Genomic DNA, 19,861 nt, shown 5'->3' with positions numbered 1-19,861 from the left:
ACTGCGTTGCGCGGAAGAAAGAGGGATACTCGCGCAAAGCACAAACGCACAACGTCGCAGCAAACACCGCAAACGCATCACGCTGGCCAGCGCGAACACAGCGCAGCCTGCTGAGTATTTAATTATAGCCAGGCGATTAAAGTTTCGGCGCGCAACAACACACGCGTCTAAACTCAATCGCCTAGCGCCTTGCAATTCCTAAGAATTGCGAAGAATCAGGCAGCCTGCTGCTCTTCATCCTTCTTGCGGTTACGCATGAAGACGAAGATGCCGAAGCACACCAAGCACACGCCAGCCAACGCGAAGATAATCACGCCAGCAGCACCGGTCTTTGGAAGGTTGAACCAGAAGCCACCGTCCTTGGTTGGGACGTTAGGAATGTCAACAACCTGAGCAGCAGTACCCTTTTTAGCAGATTCCAAAGTTACTTCATAAACCTTGGTGGAGCGAGCATACTTGTCAGGAGCAGCAGTCTCAACAATGTAGAACTTCTGACCAACCTTAGCAGTGTAATCTTCAGTTACACCTTGTTCGTTAGTAGACTTCTCGCCAAAACCTTTAAGAGCTGCATCACAGGCGTTCGCTGCTTTAGGATCATCAGCGCACTTCTGTGCTACAGCAAGAGCCGCGGCATCAGCAGTGTTATTACCGGTAGCTCCAGCAAACACCTTGAACTTAGCATCCTTAAGCTTGGCATTAGCATCATCCTTACCCTTCACACCGTCATACTTGAAGATGTGGAACTTGCGGAACTCAGTGTCAGTATGAGATTCAGGCACGATTGGAGTATGGTTTTCATCATCCTTACCACCAGGAACGAAACCATACTTGTTCATAAGCACGTTCTCACCATTACCAGTAGGAACAGTTTCAGCAATCTTGAACTTAAAGGTTGCATGAACCTTCGGTTGCTTCTGAACATCAGTAACCGCATTCAAATGCTTAGCAATCTTTTCAAGACCTTTTTGCAGGAACACAACAGAAATACGAGTACGAGTAGCGTCGTTAGGAGTATCTACTGCAGTCACATAGTAATCATGTTCTGCATCAGTTGCGCCAGTACCCTTGGTAAGAGTGAAAGTCTTCTTGCTGCCTTTGCACTCATCAGCAGATGTTGCTACGCAATCAAATGTAACTTCAGAAACAGCATCTGCAGTAGCATTGCTATAAGCAGTTTTCAACGCATCATCGAAGACTGCGTACTGCTTAAGATCATCGGCAGTAAGATCCGTAGCCTTATTATCTTTAATGTTGGTTGCCTTAGTCTTGTTTGGTGTAGCATCAATCGTGTATGGCAAAACATCACCAACACCAACCATATCCTTAGTATCAGCCGTCTTATTAATAGCGTTCTTCACGTTGTGGTTCTTAGGAGTTACTTCAACATTGTAAGTATACGTGTTGTTAGTAGCGCTCTTCTCGCGAGTAATCTCTGGAACCGTCATGAAGAATGGAACAACATCAGACGTATAGCCAGTAGGTGGAGTCGTTTCCTTCACCAAGTACAAGCCCAAGTCAAGATTACTAAATGTAGCATCGCCGGTTTTACCAGTTTTCTGAGTGCCACCAGTCACAGCAACTGTTGTAAGCTTTTTTTCATCAAGAGGACTTGCATTAAGCTGCTTAACTTTCTTAGCAAGCTCAGTCCAACCATCCACAGAAGTTAAATCAACATTAAGACCCTTGGTATCTTTATCACCAGTTTTAATATTGGTAACCTTCTGAATGGTAAACTCAGCACCTTCAATACCTTTTTGGGTAGTATCATCCTTCTTGTGAATGGTAATAGTACCCTTCAGCTGACTGCCTGCAGTAGACCATGGTGCTGGCTTAGCAGCACCAGCAGTCTCACCACTAGCAAATGCTACGCTGTTTGCCACCACGGCGCCGGCGACGCACAGCGTGCCAGCCATTGCGAGCGAGGCGAATGCCGCCACGCATTGTTTAGTGAATTTATTCACTTTCTTCTCCTTTATATCAGTGCCCTCACGGGCAGGTTTTGAGGAAAATACGTTTTGTTTGGGAAATAACCCTTTGTTTGGGAAATAACCCTTTATTGTTATTGTGTTGCGCACGGTCGGCGGAGTCATCGCAAAGCCGCATGAACTCTGTCGGCGGCTACGATTTGCGCCGCGCGCAGCAAGATTAAATCCGAACCATGCTCCGGCATAATTACCGTCACTGTGTAACGTCACTGCGTAACATCACTACGTAACGCGTAATAACACTGCCAGCACATGGAACGTTAATACTGCAGTTTTTAAGCTGCAGAAAATTTTCATCAGCATCGCCACCTTTCGGCAGCCCACCTTCCGACGCGCCTCAATACGGCACGCAACCATCCGGTGACTTTGCGGACAAAATCTTTTACAGACGCAGAATAATCGTCAAATCGCCTAATATCCTTGACTTTTTTGACTAAACCGCGCCAAATTTCGGAAATCTTACTGTTACTGTTACGGTTGCTGTTTTGCGTGATGTTGGCTTGCGTAGTGCGAGCTTGCGTGATGCTTGCGGTCACGCCGCGAGCGATTCCGCGCAAACCACCCATCATGCCAGCAGCCGCGCCAGCGAGCATCGCGTGACCCCACTTCGTCTGATCAACGAAGAACGCGCCGCACATAACGCACATGCCGATCATTGCCACCACCAGCAGCGCCATACTCATCCCCTCGCCGCCGGTCTTTGGCAGAGTGAATTTGTCGACCACAGTTACTGGGAAGAACTTTGCAGCGTAGTCAATGCCCTCAGTATCGGTAAAGCCCATAGCCTTAGCAAAGTTATTATTAGTAACGCTAATCTTGCTGTTCTTAATAGCATTCTTATACTTACCCAAATCCGTAAGCTTCATCGCAAGCACAACGCAATAGTATTTGCCAGACTTCGTAGGAGCTTTGTCGCTGGTGATAGTTCCGCGCGCACGCTCCATCGTTCCGCCAGTGCTATCGAACAGGAAATGCTCATCGCCAGTATTGCAGTGATCACCATTATTGCTACCCTTACGGCAAGCTTCCTGACGAGCAAAGGTTGGATATTTCCACGCCTGCTGCCAATTAAGCTTGAAGAACAGACTATCTAGATTCTCACTCCAGATATGAGTTGTACTCTTTTTAGCTTCATCACTGTCATCTCTACACAAAGCTCTAAGCGTAATGCCTTCAGGCTTGGCTGTGGACCACGAGTCAATGCCCATATCCTTCAGCAAACCAACGCCTTTCATAACAGTAATGCCATTCACGCTATCTACAGGACCAGTAAACTTGCCATTTTCATACTGCTTGTAAATGTTAAGATGCAAATCGCCGCTGTCAATAGCTGGTCTAGTAACCTTCACCTTTGCATAGATAGGGTGATTCTTGTTAATTGAATCATCGTCGTCCGAAACAGAGCCGTCCGGGTAGTGAACCCTAACCTCAGCCCAATACTCGCCAGCAGACTGCCACTTATCTGGGCGGAAGGTGACGGAGCCTTTGCCAGTGGCGTTACTATCTTTTGCTTCCTGCTTACCGTCAGCTTTGTTATCTTCGCCGTCTTCAAAGTTAGCCCAAGGCAAACTGCTTGCTTTCGAGTTTTTAATATCGCCAGCCTTAACAAAGCGCTTAATCTCGTACCAAGTGCCAGGAGGCAAAGCGCCTTCCTTAACGTTCGCCAAATCCTCTTTTGGAACGCCGTTGGCATTAACCTCGGTGCTACCCTCGGTAACCTTCTTCTTGCTTTGCGGAGCGTCAGAGCTTATATCAGCCTTATTGCCTTTCTTAAGATTCTTGTCATAAGTGCTACCCGCCTCAATCGTTGGAATCTCGGTGTAGGTCGGGTTGTACCTTTGGTTGTCTTTGAGCTTGATGCTAAAATGGAGACTGCTATCATTCCAATCTTTACCCTTTGACTTCTTAATATCACCATCATTACCGTAATTGGCGAATACCATTTTCTTATAAATAACACTTCCACCAGTGTCATTGCTAATCAAATTATCGAAACCATTCAGCCTATCAGCACTGTTAAAAGCAAACACGCGACACTCGTATTCGCCACTTTTCTCAGGCTTTCCAGTAATAATCGCGCGAGAACGAGCCATAATATTCGTGTTATACTCGTCTTTAGTTAAATGCGAGTACTTAAAATCATCAAGATTACAGTTTTTATCATTCCTGCACTTGTTTTCTTCCTCTTCCGTAGCAATCTTCCATTGATGGAAAGCAGTAAACTTTAATCCGTTAACATCACCAACGGACTTGTTTTTCTCTTCATCCCATTTAAGAAGCGTATAATTATCCTTATTTTTTTCGTGGCAAATAGCACGGAATGTAATCGGAGACTTGTTGTTAGCAGACCATGCGTCAGGTATAAGAAGCCTACTACTATCTATCTGCTTATCTTTATCAAGATTTGTGTAATGATCCGTATGATACGAACCATAAGTAATACGGTCGTCATACTTACTACCCCAATCGTGCATACCTGTACCCTCGGCAATAGAAAAACCTAAGTCGTTATTGCCTATAGTAAGTGGCGTTACTTTAACGTGAGCATAAACCTGACCATTATCCTTAGTGCTTGAACCATCAGGATAGTAAGCAATTACAGGAGTATCATAATTCTTAGGATCTTGAGGTTTACTTGGAGTAAAAGTTACTTCACCAGTACTAGCATTCGTTATTTTTGACCAAGAAAGCACTGGACTAGAATAATTATTATTTGTACCAAGCTCAAACCTAGTGCCTTTAGGAAAATCACCTTTAGTGATCCCCTCGTTTTTTGGAACTGACGTAATTGAGTTTCCAGCTTGTACCTGTTTTTTATCATAATCTGGATACACAGGCTTATAAAAATGAGACATAGGCCAAACACGGAATTTAGCGACAACCGTCTCTGAAAAAGGCTGATTATGATTACAGTTGTACTTATTTGGATTAGGGTATGTTACTTTAATCGGTATATAGACTATATGATTTTTATGCGAGTCTGCTGGGTTAAAATACACTTTGCCTGTGGACTTATCAATCCACGCATGACCTTGTTGTAAAGGCTCTGGTTTCTGATTATTAGGATCATCAAAAGTAACTTGAGCATTGGAACTCTTATTGTTATCAAAATAAGCGTTACCATCAATGGAATAAATAAGATTCTTAGGAATATTATTGTACAGCTTACCTCTTTTACCGTCACTGCCATAATCAGGAACAAAACTACCCTTATTATTGTAGTAATCATCACCATTCTCCTGCCAGTGACCATCATCAGTATAAGCTCTTACAGAAGAAGCTTGACGAGGCTGCGAATCCTCCGACTCCTCAAAATGCAATCCACCAGGCTTAGTTGGATCGGTACTATTATCCCACTCAACGTTGTCTGGTATGCCATCACCATCATGATCATAAGGACCATAAGTTGCATAATGACGCTCATGATATTGAGCATTAGTAGATTGGTATCCAGCAATAATAGGCATGTAACGAATATCAGTACCATCTGGCACATCTGCAGTAATAACCCAACGGTAGCAAGTCGTAGAATTAGCACTCTCATATGAACGCAGCATTATACCAAAGTCGCCATTATCATGCCACTTCTTTATTTCGCATAAACTGTAATTCTTCGTAAAATCACGCGCTGTAGGATCAGTATCCTGATTATATCCACAGCCAAAATGGCCATTACCAACAGTGTCTTCCCATTGATCATTGAAATCTGTATTGCCATATGTATAATGCCAACGAGAAATTGTTCTAGTAGCACCCCAATACTTATCCCAAGTTTTCATCGTTTCTGGGATGTTTTTATCATTCTGGGTTGACCATTCATTCCACTTTTTCTCGTAAACATTTCGCCTATCTCTTTTCACTCTAATAGTGTCCGTAATAAGCTGTTTAGGAAGATCTACATAAAAAGTGACTCGCGCTGGCATACGCTGCCTAGGCTGGTTATCTAGATGCTCAAGAAAAGCATAGTTAAAATATATTTCATACTGCACATGAGTACCATTAGAGTCCTTAGTAATACTTGGCGTAATATGCATATTTTCAACAGCATTACCAATACCATTACCATTAGCAGTAAAATATCCATAACCGCCATACGACCACATAACCTGAGCTGCGTTTGCAGGCTTAGCTGGAACAACAAGTACAGCAAGAAGCGTGGCAACAGAAACAAGCAACGCTAAAAACGCACGGAAAACGTAATGCTTTGAAAGAATACGTCTGCAACCATTTGAAGAAGCAGAGGTAGAAGAAAAAGTAACGGTAGAAGTAGAAGCAGAAGAGTTAGAAGTTGCGCTAGATACGGTTGCACTGGAGGTAGCGTTGAGCGATGCATCACGCTCGCCGTCCTTATGCCAAGCCAAAGCGCGCGACGCAAGACGACCCACGCGTGATGCGAATCCACGGAACTTTGCTGGTAACATTTTCCCGCCTTCCTCATTCTTTGCAGCCACAAAAGCCACAGCTAATCCAAATCCAAGCTCGTTACGTTCTGAGCGTTACGTTCTGCTCAGTTACGTTCTGAGTGTTACGTTCTGCTCAATCACGTTCTGCTCAATCACAATCTTGTTGAAACCTTAAACTCTTAACGGATTACGCAAAACCAACTTGAGCATTCTCGAAGATGAAGCGCTCAATGTACAGCAGACTCAAGTCGCTGCAAACGTTAAACCGCCTTAAGTTTTTTAAAGCCTCAACTAGCTTCAGCTACTTGAGATACCTGAACTGTTCAAGTAACTCGAGTGCTGTAGGTTTAAATCATAAACTTTCGCAATACACTGTCATCTTCCAAGTGCACGAAGAAAGCTCATACGCTCTACCAAAAAACGCTTACGTGCGTTCATCAGTAAACCAGCGAAATCTTCAAACCTTTAGCATTTATACCCCCCCCCCACGAAGGATTTCAAGCAAAACACCTATCATAATCGTGGACGTAAAAAAATTTCTATAATTCGCGAATATCGCTAAAAAATCTCTTTTAAAACGCATTTTTGCTGAATAATTTTCAGCGAAAAAATATAGAAATCGCATCTTCGGCGTGTCTAAAACTGCACAATTCCCCAACCTAAAGTACTACATGTTGTTATAACGCATACATCGCACCACTATATGCCGTGCGCGATTCGTCGCTGTATGCTGTGGCAGTGATTCACTGCTGTATGCTGTGTGAGATTTATCACTATATTTGTGCTGCTATATGCTTCGTCTTGAGCGAATTCGTCAAATGATACATTGCCTATAAATTTTGTAGCAGCACGTAAATATCTTCGTATTGCTGCAACGTGAACCATATCGTTCGACTTGTTGGATTCGCTCATTTTTGCCTTGCTGGTTTTGTTATAGATATTTCGATTGTTGGTTTGTTATGAATATTTCGATTGCGCGCTGGATTTTAAGCTCAAAGTTGCGATTCACACAATTTGGAATATTGGCTTTGTGTTAAGCACTGTTACGAACGCTTTTCGTTGAATTTCCGCATCTTCGTCCGCCAACTGCTGCGTTACGTAACTTTTGTCAACTAGGTCGATTTTTCTGCCCAAGCAATCGGCGAGTGATTGCATTAGTTCTTGTTTGCGCATAATACGTGACGTTTCGCGATCCACGTTCGATTCACTTTGCAGCTCGTATATAAAATCTACGTCTGAGTTGCGATTGGCAGTTCCTTGCGCAACCGACCCGAATAAGTATAGTGATTTTACACCGAGTCGGCGGGCAATTGGGGCACAAAGTTTTTGCACGATTGATGGAGTTAGAGCAGGAGGATAGTATGGTTTTACACTTCGCGAATTTTCTGCAGATTCCGCAGACTGCGAATCTGTCTCGCTAATTGCCATTTCCCCTCCTTACGCGCAAATATTAATTAATTCTTAATTGACATACTTATATATAAGTCTATGCGTTTGATGTGATGTTTCGCGACGAGAAGTGCGCGCATGGCGCTTTTGTGCTTGTGGTACAAGGCGCGTGATGCGGAGCGGGACCAAAACAGCGCACGCGTAAATAGTTTATGCCGCCTACGCACCAAAAAACGACTAAAACTTTACATGAGTGTACAGAAAAAGTCGTTTGCACGGCAAAAAAAAAATCGGGGCAGATGCGCTCTCGCACTTCCACCCCCCAAAACCCTAAGGTTTTCAAGCATTTTCAATTCTATCTTTCACATATCCAACTGTCAATAACAGTACAAATAAAAGCAAGCAATGAGTTAAATTTACTCGCTTTATCATACTCTTTTGTGTACTCAGATGCCTTTTTTATAAATCCCCCTGCAATGTATCTAATAATGCTTTTTTAATCATTCACGCATTCATCACATTGATAATTCCTATACAGAAATTTCTTATACATATATGCAGTTATCACTATTTCTTTCATCTTCGCATTACACATATTCGATCGCCTCGCGCGCTTATTGAACCCTACAGCTCCAATAGCTTTACTTACTTCTTCAAGCAAAAGCACGTTGTCAAAACTTTTTTCAGTAATTCCATCCAATATTGAATTAGAATGAGCACAAGCATTACGTACGGATTTTACCCTGCACAATAAGTGATGCTCCTTCTGCATCTCTCTACTACCCCATCTTTTTGCGCAAAAACGATAAAATCTTAACAATGTTCCAAATGTAATACCTTCAACAAATACCCAAATTGGCATTCCAACTGTATACTTTGCCGCCGATTCTCTGCTATATTTCCCATCTTTAAGTCGTTCTAATTCCGCAATTAGTATTTTGCGGTCATCGTTATAAAGACTAGACATGTAATCTTCAACAATGGAGTATCCATCTTCTTTAGGATTTTCAGTAAACATTTTCATTAACTTAACTTTTGCCTCATGCTCTATAGCTAAAGTTATTAGAAGCAAAAGTATTTGAAACATCCTATTAAGCTGCTCTATTTTGCATAATTGATCAAAATCCAAGTCAATATACTGGCCATCCCTAGATCCACCAACTCTCTTGCTAAACAATTTTTTATATGAACAAGTCTCAAAATAGTATGAGAAGGTTGAAAGGTAGGAAATTGCAGAATCTTCAGATTGTTTGTTAAAAGTTATACCTTGCTTTTTAAGATGTTCTATCTGATTTATTGACGAAAGCTTTACAGGTAATTTATTAATTACACGTGCTTTCTTTATATCCGAATCGCATTGCTTATCCATTACTACGTCTTCCCCTTTTCCAAACTATGGATAAATATCGTTTATTTTGCGAATACTACCCCAATAGCATTCGATGACTCTTTAAATGCACCAGCGCATATGCAAATATTCTACAACGCTACGGGAAAAGCAGGGAATAGGCAGGCGAGACCAAAGCGACGATAAGTAGAAAATCAAAAGTGGGCTTAATGGGGTTCGAACCCACGACCTTCTGCTCCGGAGGCAGACGCTCTATCCACTGAGCTACAAGCCCGCAACTCGAGAAAGTATACACGCTAGTGAGGATGCACTGCAAGAAAAGCTGCGCACGTTTGGAGCAAAAACTCACGCGCCACCAAGGAAGGCGAAAGTGCCGAAGTAAAGCGCTGCCGCAACAGCAACCGACGGCACGAGCGTACATACAACCAGGAACCACCAGTCACGCGCATGAACGCTACTCACCCTCGCATGTGAACGCGCTCCAACTCCACCAAAACCGCGCGCTTCCATAGCCGTAGCAAGGGTTGTCGAACGCCTAATCGAAAGTACGAGTAATGCAAATGACTGAGGGAAGAAAGCCCTCACGCGATGCTCATCACCCAAACCGCGCGAACGCCTCGATGCCGTCAGCGCCGCCCAATCATCCTGCAACACACCAAACAGCCTGATTCCAGCCAAACCACCATACACGAAGCGGTCCGGCAAATGCAGCACTTGGCTAAAAGCATCCGCTAAATCTGTAGCATCCATGCCAATCACTGTTACTATCGCAGGAATACCAATCGCCAAAATCCTCAGTGACGTTGCCACAGCCAGCATTGCTGAGCGATCCGTAGCATGCATTAGCCACCACTGGAACCAAGTATTTCCACCACTTTTACCGTATAACAGCACAGTGAGCGCGGACGTTGGCGCCCCCACCCACACAGGCCACGAAAGGCGAATCACACGCCAAGGCGGAAGCTTTATGCACGCAAAAATCACAAATTCCAGCAGCAAAGCTATAGACGCTGAAACACAATCAAGAGTAAATAACAGCGGTATGGAGGCAATGAACGCTCCAAAAATGCGAAATACAGGGTTCATTGACGCAAGAAGCGGTGAACGACTAGAAAGTTTCGCTTCCTCATTGCGATTATTGACAGCGCTCACTTTAATGCGCGAAATTTCAGTTGCGCTAGTAGTAGCAGAAAGTGCGGCAGACGATTTACGCTCACCACTTACTCGAGTTTTTTGGGAAGCAACAGCAACTAATTCCCCACTCACAGCATCAGAATCTACTACAGAAGCACAATCTTCCCCACTTTCGTTAGCATTCTTGCTTTCGTTAGCATTCTTGCTTACTTCAGTATCCGCCACCAACTCAACTAAACGTGCTCCAAGAGCCTCAACCAACTCGCGGTCGTGCGTCACCACAATAATACTCACGCCTTCGCTGCGAAGGCTTGCAATCAAACGAATAATCTGCAACCAAGTTTTATGATCCTGACCAAAAGTCGGCTCATCCAAAATCAGCACACGCGGAGCCGCAGCAAGAGAAGCTGCCACAGTCAAGCGTCGTTTTTCGCCTCCCGAAAGCGTGTACGGATTCGCCTTCGCATAACGAGCCAAACGGAATCGCTTCAGCAACTCCTCAGCCTTCGCGCGCGCCTCATCCGCTGAAACCCCTGTGCGAAGCGGTCCTAACATAACCTCATCAAGCACCGAACCACACGCAAACTGGTGCTCTGGATTCTGGAAAACGTAAGAAATTCGTTTCGCTAAATCTGGCGATTTCCACTTCATTGGATCCGTGCCATTTGTACCTTCAGCAAGAGCATCACTCGCCACAACCTCACCGCTTACTGCCGGCAAAAGACCTGCCAAAGTGAGCGAAAGCGTTGACTTTCCAGCACCGTTCGCACCAACCAAAGCTGTAATCTGCCCGGCTCTAAACTCAAGATTGATGTGCTTAGCAATCGGCTCACTATTATGGCTGATTGCGAGATCCCTTGTGGAAAGCAGCACTTCTCCGTAGCCTTCTGCCGGATCGCAGTTTTCGTAATATTTTTCAGAAGATGCTGCATTTTCGGAAGATTTACTTGCGGAAGATTTACTTGCGGAAGATTTTGCGTTGCGCTTGTAACGCTCCGGAAGCCAAATACCAAGATCCTCAAAATCTAAATCAGTGCGCGTAAACACATCGTCTGGCGTGCCGTCCGCCACAATCACTGTGCGCGAAGAAGCAGCGCGCGCAATATCGTCGTCGTGAACGCTTTCGTCGTTCGCAGCTTTTCCGCTCGCAGCTTCATCATTCTTAAGCCCAAGCACTACCACGCGGTCAATCATATCAATCCACGGCTCCGCGTGATGCTCCACAAGCACCATTGTGGCACGCGTCGAATCCAAAACCGCGCGAACAGCACCCACAATCTGCTGCGTGCCATCCGGATCCAAATTCGCAGTCGGCTCATCCAAAAGCAACACGCTCGGCTGCATAGCAAGCGCACCAGCAAGCGCCAAACGCTGCAACTGGCCGCCGCTTAAATGAGCAGTCGCACGATGCAATTGCAAGCCATCCAAGCCAACTTTTTTAAGACTTTCGCGCACGCGATCCCAAATCTCACTGCGCGGAACGTTCATATTTTCCGGACCAAACGCAACGTTATCACCCAAACGCTGGAAAATTGCCTGTGCATCCGGATCTTGCAAAACCAACCCAACTCTGCCGCGCGCCTTACGAACTGGTATACCATCAACCAGCACACACCCCTCGCTCACACCACCGTCAGCGTCTTCAACAAGCACAGCCTGCTGTGATTTCGCAGAAACCATATTATGAGCAGAATTGCTTGAAGAACTAGAAGAATTAGAAGAACTATTAATAGCACTGCTTTCAAGACTATTCTTAACTACAACATCATTGCCAATCAGCCCAGCAGCACCACTTAAAATCGTGGATTTACCAATGCCTGATGCACCCAGCAGTAGCACACGCTGACCAGCATGAATTGTGAGGTTTAATCCGCGCACAGCAAAGTTGCGTCGGGAAGCATGACGATAACCCCAATTCTTAAAACTAAGCTCAGCATTACTAGCATTACTACTATTACTAGCGTTATTATCGCGCGAAGCTGTCGGAAGGAAAGTTTCAGCTTTACGCATGCAAGATGCCTTCGCAGAATCTGCAAAATTCATAGCATCCGTTTCAGCAACTGCTGGTTGAGCAGCATCAGGCATAGTAAATCCTTTATGGCAATGATAGGTGTTTAGTTTTTAATATTCAGTTATAATCTTTAGTTTTGTTATAATCTTTAGTTTTAACTTCTCTACTTCTTAACTTTTCTTTTTAACTTCTCTACTTCTTAGCTTCTCTTAACTTAGCAATTTTGCTAACTTCTCATAGTACTAACTTCTCATAGTAAAAACATTGTTGCATTCGCTTCTACGCAGCGAAGAAACTTTCGTTTTTTATATTGAGTTATAGAGAGATTTAGTAATTACGTAGTTAAGTAATTAAGCGCGAGCTTCACGACCAGAAGCAAACTGATCGAGTGCGCCAGTTTTAGCAATTCCCAAATACAGGAACCACATCAAAATACCAGCGATAACAATGCCGGATACCACAGTGCTGACGAGGTATGGGAGACCATACTTACCTAAAACGTCAATACCCTGCAACTTGCCGAGGAAAGTGTAGCCCCAGCAGCCAATACCAGTCAATGCGCCAGAAAGAATCATGGTGTTCAAATTCCACTTTTTGTAAGCAAAAATAATGAAAGCAATCTCAGCAAAAAGACCCTGCACCACTGCAATAGCGAAGGTTTCAGCACCACCCCACTGGTTGCCCATCAAAGCTTCAAGCACACCAGCAACAACTTCTGCATAAATGGCAGCACCCGGCTTACGCACGATAACAGCAGCTAAAGGAGCGGCAAAAAGCCAAAGACCATTAATAAGACCGCCAAAACCTGGAACAATGTTGTCGAGTGCAGCCCAAGGAACAGCATAAAATACAGCGACAACCCAATAAATAAAAGCAGAAACAACACCAATAACTGATGCAACTGCAATATCAGCAACACGCCACTGCATATTTACTTGATAATTTTCTTCTGACATAAAAAATGTGCCTTTCTTGTTGTGTGCTGCGGTACACTTTGCAACACCTTTTCAGGCACGGGAAAAATAGACCTCCGTGCGCCGGTACTACCCGGATTCACGTTCAAGCGGTTTCTTCTCAGCTCTGCGCAAACGAACACACACAAACGCGTTAACACAAAGCACCCGTGTCGATTGACGATTGTACGGCACTGCGTCGACGCCAACCCTCCAAACATGAGACAAATCCCCCCACATTTGGAGCGCCACACAACAAATAACCCTCCAAACGCGAGACAAATCCCCCACGCTTGGAGCGATAAGCAACCCCAAACTCTCCAAATGCGAGGTAGGTTGCGCACGTTTGGAGCGATGTACAACAATAAAAAAACGTGCATAAGCACTGAACAAACAGCACTTACGCACGCTCATCATCCTATTTTCAAAAAACTCACTTACCGCGCATCGCACGACGGCTAATACGCTGCGGACGAGTCGGATCAATACCTTTTGGAATACCGAAACCACTCTTGCTTTGCAATGTACGCAAACGCTCATTCAAAATCGCTAACTCTGTTTTCGTGAGGAAGAAGCGGCGGTTTGGATGAATCTTATCCATCAAAGCGAACTTATGTTTCACAGGTTGTAAGGTTTTTGCACGCAATACTTTTCCGCGCAATTCCTTAAGCTTCACCTGGTTTTCACCATTGCCAACAGCCATACGATAGACAGGTATATTGGATCCTGCAGTTACGCTTTTTATAGCATGCTCTTGACGATCCATCGCATGCATTAAACGCTCATAATTGCCCTCACCAATAAGGAAAATTCCATTAAAACCAGTACCGCGCCAAATAGCATCTTTCGTACGAGGATCCACCCACACAGGTTGCTGTGGAAAAGTAAATCCACCCTTGTTAATAGCTGAAACAATGCCAGCTGCCGCTCCTGGGCGACCCTCTAACTTTGCGTAACCAACTTTATCTGCGCGCTTTGTAAGCACAAACGTAAACAGCAGCAAACCAACCATCACCGCTGTAATAATCATCATAACCCACGTTACTATTGACCAGCGCAGCACCAAGCCAGCCACTACAGCTACAACTATTGGCACCACAAATGCCACAGCCAGCCATAGCGGCAGTTGCTTATCATCCGCATGCGTGTACTTGTAAATACGGATAATCTGTGAAAGCATACCCTGCTTTTTTACAGATTGCTTCGCATTTTGTGATGCACCTTGTGCTTTACTTTGTGCTTTACCTTGTGCCATGCGTTTATCCCCTGATATTCGCCTATTCTTGAGTTATTGAGTTATTGAGTTATTGTTGCGCGCTTATTTTTGCGCTTATTTTTTACACTATCTCAAATAATAATAATAGTCGATTGTGCAAATATTAATAAATTATTGCATACAATATCGTTACATTATTGCATACAATATCATTTATTTTCGCTTACTTTTGCTTATTTTCGCTTACTTCGGCCAATTTCCGCGCTTTGGGCTGCTCGGTTTCGGCAAACGCCAGCGCCTCATCTGCATCGCACGACTCCACGCATACATACCCGATCGCGACTTACGAGACACTGCAACATCACCAAAACGCTGAACCAATTCCTTACGCAACTTGCGCCACATAATGAACATGTCAATCACCGAAGCAAATAAATACGTATATAACAGCACAGCGAGCACGATGTACACCGTCATAAACTGCGAAAATGCAAATAAGCAAGCCATAATCACAACTGCAACTGGTACGAAAAATTCACCAATATTAAAGCGTGCATCCACATAATCGCGAATATATACACGCCACGGAAGCTGCTCCACCTTTGGCATATGAGCCACATCTCCGGTACGCATTGCTTCATATTGAATATTTTCGCGCTCCCTTATTCGAGCGCGCGCTTGCTTTGCACTCGCCTTACGATCAGCAGGAACAAGCGGACGAAGATTTTGTGCCTGTGCCGCACTACGCTTAGGAGTAGGCGCATTTTTTTCGCGAGATTTCGGAGCTGATTCCGATGCTGATTCCGAACGAGTCGACGCGCCGACTGTCGTTTCGTTGGCTGCGGATTTCTTTGCAAATGGATTCCATGTCATGTTTGCAGATTACTCAACAGACTAGACGCATACAGGCGCGACGGAAACGACATAAACTTTACGCACGTGTAAAGAAAAAGTCGGTTACGTACGAAAAAGCGGCAGAAACTTTACAGCGTTGCAAAGTTTATGCCGCCTACGCGCAAAATTAGCCAGAATTACTCGCCCAATCGATCCAAAAGCAGAGCTTCAGTAACAATATTTCCGCGCAATCCCGGCAACGAAATCGACTCGTTCGGACTGTGCGCATTGGACTTAGGATCTTCCGGACCCGTCACCAGCACCTGCGCCTTCGGGAAGATGCGCTGAAGCTCCGGAATAAACGGAATCGAACCACCCTCGCCCTTATTTACCGGCTCCACACCGAAAGCATCGCGCATAGAAGCGAGCGCATCCTTCGTTGCAACAGCATCTGGGTTCATTGCCCAGCCCATGCCGTTATCAATCGGCTCTGCAGTAACTTCTGCACCAAAAGGCGCGTGAGATACCAAGAAGTCACACAACGCTTTTTGCGCTTCTTCCGGACGCTGCGAAGGCGCGGTACGAAGCGAAAGACGCAACTTAGTTTCGTGCGCAATCACATTAAAACTGCCCTCAACAGGATGCGCGTCCATGCCGATTACCGTAAGGCTCGGCTTAGTCCACATGCGCGCGGCAAGAGAGCCGGTGCCGGCAAGCTTATAAGAATCAACAACGGAAGCGTCGGCACGCACCTGCGCTTCGTCTAAATCGCGCTGCAAACCGCCAACTGGCTCCTCTGCTTTAATTCCAGGCACAGCCAAGTCGCCAGCCTCGTTGTAAAGCGATGCAACAAGCATGGAAGCTAACGTGTAAGCATCCAAAATTGGGCCGCCGAACTGGCCGGAATGTACTTGATGGCCAAGAACTTTAACCTTTACATCCACGTCAGTATTTCCGCGCAAACTCGTTGTAAGACTTGGGATTTCGGCAGACCAGTTACCTGAATCAGCCACGATGATTACGTCGGATTCAAACTCATCTTTATGTGACTCAATGAACGGAATGAAGCTTGGCGAGCCCATTTCTTCTTCGCCTTCAATAAAGACTTTAATATTTACGCGCAAATCGTCACTAAGTGCGCGCAAAGCTCCGTAGTGAATTGCGATTCCGCCGCCATCGTCTGCAGATCCACGTCCGTAGAGGCGACCGTCAATCTCCTTGCCTTCAAATGGGTTCGTGTTCCACTCAGATGGATCTGGCACTGGTTGCACGTCGTGGTGAGCGTAGAGTAAAACCGTTGGTGCACTTGGGTTTACGATGCGAGAGCCGACTACTTCAAAAGCACCTGGAGTGCCATCCGGATTCGTGGACTGCTCGACGCGCGCGTCAATACCAACTTCACGCAATACCCCGGCCACGTATTGCGCGGACTTGCGCATATGCTCACCATCAATGCCCTTAGCAGAGACAGCAGCCAGCGAAATCTTCTTATTCAACACAGAAACTACGTCATTCCAAGCGTTTTGCACGCGAGCGCGCACGTCTTCGACAGCCAAACCTGCCATAAATCCTCCCGAATAAAAGTAACAGAGCAGTAATTGATGCCTGTAAAACTATATCTAAATTATACCCAAACTATGCACGCAACTATGTCCGCAAACATGAGGAAACGCGAGAAAAGTTGCGCGCGTTTGGAGCAATATGCCGGACCAAACCCTCCAAACACGAGAAAAGTCGCGCACGTTTGGAGCGCTTAGTTTAGTTAGCCCTCTCAATGCGAGCAGCAACCCAATCAACGATATAAGGCGCGCACTGCTCAACCTGATCCATCGCAACTTCAAACTCGTGCGGGCCGCCGTACCACGGATCTGCCAAGTCGAGCAGCATCTCGCGACCAGGCTGCGGCTTTGGAAGCGACGGATCAAAAGCACGATACATATGCACCAACTCACGCTTTTCTGCAGGAAGTAGACGCAATAACGATCGCATATGTGATGCAGTCATTGGCAAAAATAAGTTCGTTTCCGCAATTTCGTCCGCTTCAATACGATGCGCAAAATGCGAAACCGGCAGCCTGTATCCGCGCTTTGTAAGCTCACGCTGAGCACGTCTGTCAATCGGATTCCCGTATTCTTCGTCACTAACTCCGCTGGAACGTACCGCCACAACGTCACCCAATCCCCTCAACTGGAATTCGTTGCGCAGCACAATTTCCGCCATAGGCGAGCGACAAATATTGCCCGTGCAAACCGTCATCACTGTGTATGGGTGACGCGCGTCTACTTTGATTTTGCTTGATTCTTCAGTCATATTTCCTCGTTTACTTTGCGATTTATAGATTCTTCGTGATTTATAGATTCTTTACATTCTGCAGATTACTTCACGATTCCTCGTTTACTGCGCAGGCTCATATACCATAAAACGATATCGCGCAGGATTGCTTTCGCCACCAACCTTCAGCGGCGCTTCCTGCCACTCACCTTCGCGCGCAACATGCCATTTTCCGGCATCAACCAATGCATGAATGTTCGGAGCAAACGTGTCCGCTGCAACTTTCGCGTCGATTTGCGTTACGTAAGCTGCGTCCGCGTGGTAATTTGCAAGCATTTCTCGCAAAATTGCAGCTCCGCCAATAACCCAGATTGCTGGACCGTCTAAAGGCGAGTCTTGAGTTGCGTCTTGAGTTGCGTCTTGAGATGCGCTTTCTTTATTTTCCAGCTTTTCCTTATTTTCCAGCCATTCACGCGCGTAATCCAAAGCCGAATCAATGCTAGTAAAACTACGAGCGCCATCTGCTACGAAATCAGGATTTCGAGTAACCACAATATTTTCGCGACCCGGCAGCGGACGGAATTTCGGCGGCATCGAATCCCACGTACCGCGACCCATAATCACAGGGCAACCGATTGTCATCGCCTTAAAATAGCGCAAATCCGGCGAAAGTCGCCACGGCATACCGCCGTTCACGCCCATCGCGCCTGGCTTGCCGTCTAAACCGAAAGCCTCGCCCCAAATCAGTCGCACCGGAAAATTATTCAGCGCACTTACGCTACTTTCCATTTTCGCCCCCTAAAAGCTAAATCACGCTAAATCAAAGCTAAATCGCGAATAAATCATACGAAAATCAAACTACATCACACTGCAACCGGCGCTTTAATCGTCGGATGATGCTTGTAATCAACAACCTTAAAATCGCTGTAATCGTAATCAAAAATCGAATCCGCCTTACGAATTTCAAGCTGCGGATACGGGTATGGTTCGCGCGAAAGCTGCTCAAGTACCTGCTCAACGTGATTATCGTAAATATGGCAGTCGCCGCCCGTCCACACAAATTCGCCCGGCTCAAGACCCGCTTGCTGAGCCATCATCATCGTCAAAAGCGAATAAGACGCAATATTAAACGGCACACCGAGGAACATGTCGCAAGAACGCTGGTAAAGCTGGCACGAAAGCTTGCCGTCAGCAACGTAGAACTGGAAAAGCGAGTGGCAAGGCGGCAACGCCATATGCTCAACTTCCGCAGGATTCCAAGCGCTAACAATCATGCGGCGAGAATCTGGATGATGCTTCATAAGATCCAGAACGTTTGCGATTTGGTCGATTGTGCGGTTTGGATTTTCCGCCGTCGGCGCCGGCCAACTCCTCCACTGCACGCCGTAAACAGGACCTAAATCGCCGTTTTCGTCCGCCCACTCGTCCCAAATATGAACGCCATTTTCTTGCAACCAGCGCACATTGCTTGAACCTTTAAGGAACCAAAGCAACTCGTACGCAAGTCCTTTGAAAAACACAGTTTTTGTAGTGATAAGCGGAAAATATTTGCTAATATCAAAGCGGATTTGCTGACCAAAAAGTGAGATTGTACCAGTGCCGGTGCGATCTGATTTTAAAGTGCCTTCCGTAAGGATTTTTCGCACTAAATCCTCGTAAGGAGTTGGAATGTTGGAAAGCGGTTTTTGTGGTATGCGCGCGCGAATTGCGGCAAGTTCTTCTTCTGTTAAAGCCATGCTGCCATGGTAACAAAGCGATAATAAATTTAAAGAATCGCGCTCGTAAAACCATATGCCTACCGCGCAAAACGCTAACTTCGACAACTGAGCGCAAAGTTACAATCCTTACGATAACATGAAGAAACACGATTGCAGCAAAGGAGCAAAAATGTCTAGAAGATTGTGGGTTGAACGTAGCGAAGATGGCACATGGGAAGCACACAGCGACGATGGTGCGAGCCTCAAGTTTGGTCGCGGCGAAGGCATGTTTACTCCAGTTGAACTATTGCAAATTGCGCTAGCAGGCTGCACTGCACTCAGTAGCCAGTACGCTGTAGAACACGCGGTCGGTGAGGGTGCTGGAGCGCGCGTAGTAGTAAATGGTACGTACGATGCGGAAGAAGGAACTTACTTGCGTTTCCAAGAAGACGTTACAGTCGACGCAACCTCAACAAAACCAGCACTCAATGAAGAAAACGCTGCCGCACTGAAAGAGCGTATGGAACGCCATATTTCCAAAGGTTGCACTGTTAAACACACACTCGAAAAAGGTGCTGCAGTTAGCGTAAACGTTACCATTCGACACTAAAATCAAGTAA

General features: G+C 45.6%; 13 protein-coding genes and 1 tRNA gene. 1 reads left to right on the top strand and 13 read right to left on the bottom strand.

All coding sequences use genetic code 11. The features are described from left to right. Window positions 1-215 precede the first annotated feature (215 nt). From HXT28_RS00835 to HXT28_RS00775, 13 genes are all read right to left on the bottom strand, one after another. Window positions 216-1,961, bottom strand: a complete 1,746-nt coding sequence (locus HXT28_RS00835) for a SpaH/EbpB family LPXTG-anchored major pilin (RefSeq protein WP_422113504.1) — start codon at window positions 1,959-1,961, stop codon at window positions 216-218. A gap of 320 nt (window positions 1,962-2,281) precedes the next feature. Further along, window positions 2,282-6,406, bottom strand: a complete 4,125-nt coding sequence (locus HXT28_RS00830; RefSeq protein WP_422113503.1) for a Rib/alpha-like domain-containing protein — start codon at window positions 6,404-6,406, stop codon at window positions 2,282-2,284. A 987-nt stretch (window positions 6,407-7,393) separates the two neighbouring features. Then, window positions 7,394-7,816: a nucleotidyltransferase family protein gene (locus HXT28_RS00825; RefSeq protein ID WP_422113502.1), complete on the bottom strand. Its 423-nt coding sequence runs from the start codon at window positions 7,814-7,816 to the stop codon at window positions 7,394-7,396. A gap of 457 nt (window positions 7,817-8,273) precedes the next feature. Next, complete coding sequence (locus tag HXT28_RS00820; RefSeq protein WP_422113501.1) at window positions 8,274-9,146, bottom strand: Abi family protein; 873 nt, start codon at window positions 9,144-9,146, stop codon at window positions 8,274-8,276. A 180-nt stretch (window positions 9,147-9,326) separates the two neighbouring features. Beyond that, window positions 9,327-9,399 (bottom strand) — tRNA-Arg (locus HXT28_RS00815). A 71-nt stretch (window positions 9,400-9,470) separates the two neighbouring features. Beyond that, on the bottom strand, window positions 9,471-12,344 hold the full coding sequence (locus HXT28_RS00810) for an ATP-binding cassette domain-containing protein (RefSeq protein WP_422113500.1): 2,874 nt from the start codon (window positions 12,342-12,344) through the stop codon (window positions 9,471-9,473). 276 nt (window positions 12,345-12,620) lie between these two features. Continuing rightward, window positions 12,621-13,226 carry an ECF transporter S component gene (locus HXT28_RS00805; RefSeq protein WP_016636963.1) on the bottom strand — a complete coding sequence of 202 codons (606 nt, stop codon included), beginning with the start codon at window positions 13,224-13,226 and terminating at the stop codon, window positions 12,621-12,623. Window positions 13,227-13,656: 430 nt separating this feature from the next. Further along, window positions 13,657-14,478, bottom strand: a complete 822-nt coding sequence (locus tag HXT28_RS00800; protein ID WP_064347160.1) for a DUF4191 family protein — start codon at window positions 14,476-14,478, stop codon at window positions 13,657-13,659. 204 nt (window positions 14,479-14,682) lie between these two features. Beyond that, window positions 14,683-15,312 (bottom strand): DUF3043 domain-containing protein, encoded by a 630-nt coding sequence (locus tag HXT28_RS00795; protein WP_064347157.1) that lies wholly within the window; start codon window positions 15,310-15,312, stop codon window positions 14,683-14,685. 158 nt (window positions 15,313-15,470) lie between these two features. Further along, a complete protein-coding gene (locus HXT28_RS00790; protein ID WP_422113499.1) occupies window positions 15,471-16,838 on the bottom strand; it encodes a dipeptidase in 1,368 nt (455 codons plus the stop codon). A gap of 193 nt (window positions 16,839-17,031) precedes the next feature. Further along, complete coding sequence (locus HXT28_RS00785) at window positions 17,032-17,583, bottom strand: low molecular weight protein-tyrosine-phosphatase (protein WP_050568100.1); 552 nt, start codon at window positions 17,581-17,583, stop codon at window positions 17,032-17,034. Window positions 17,584-17,667: 84 nt separating this feature from the next. Beyond that, complete coding sequence (locus HXT28_RS00780; protein WP_422113498.1) at window positions 17,668-18,333, bottom strand: dihydrofolate reductase; 666 nt, start codon at window positions 18,331-18,333, stop codon at window positions 17,668-17,670. Between the two features lie 74 nt (window positions 18,334-18,407). Beyond that, entirely contained in the window at window positions 18,408-19,280 is an 873-nt protein-coding gene (locus HXT28_RS00775; RefSeq protein ID WP_064347149.1) for a thymidylate synthase, read from the bottom strand. Window positions 19,281-19,431: 151 nt separating this feature from the next. Between HXT28_RS00775 and HXT28_RS00770 the strand changes: the two genes are divergently transcribed. Next, a complete protein-coding gene (locus HXT28_RS00770; RefSeq protein ID WP_064347146.1) occupies window positions 19,432-19,851 on the top strand; it encodes an OsmC family protein in 420 nt (139 codons plus the stop codon). The last annotated feature ends 10 nt before the right edge of the window (window positions 19,852-19,861 follow it).

Source organism: Gardnerella washingtoni, from assembly GCF_049262705.1.
GTDB classification, from domain to species: Bacteria; Actinomycetota; Actinomycetes; order Actinomycetales; family Bifidobacteriaceae; genus Bifidobacterium; species Bifidobacterium vaginale_D.
This window is presented reverse-complemented; position numbering and strand designations above follow the sequence as displayed.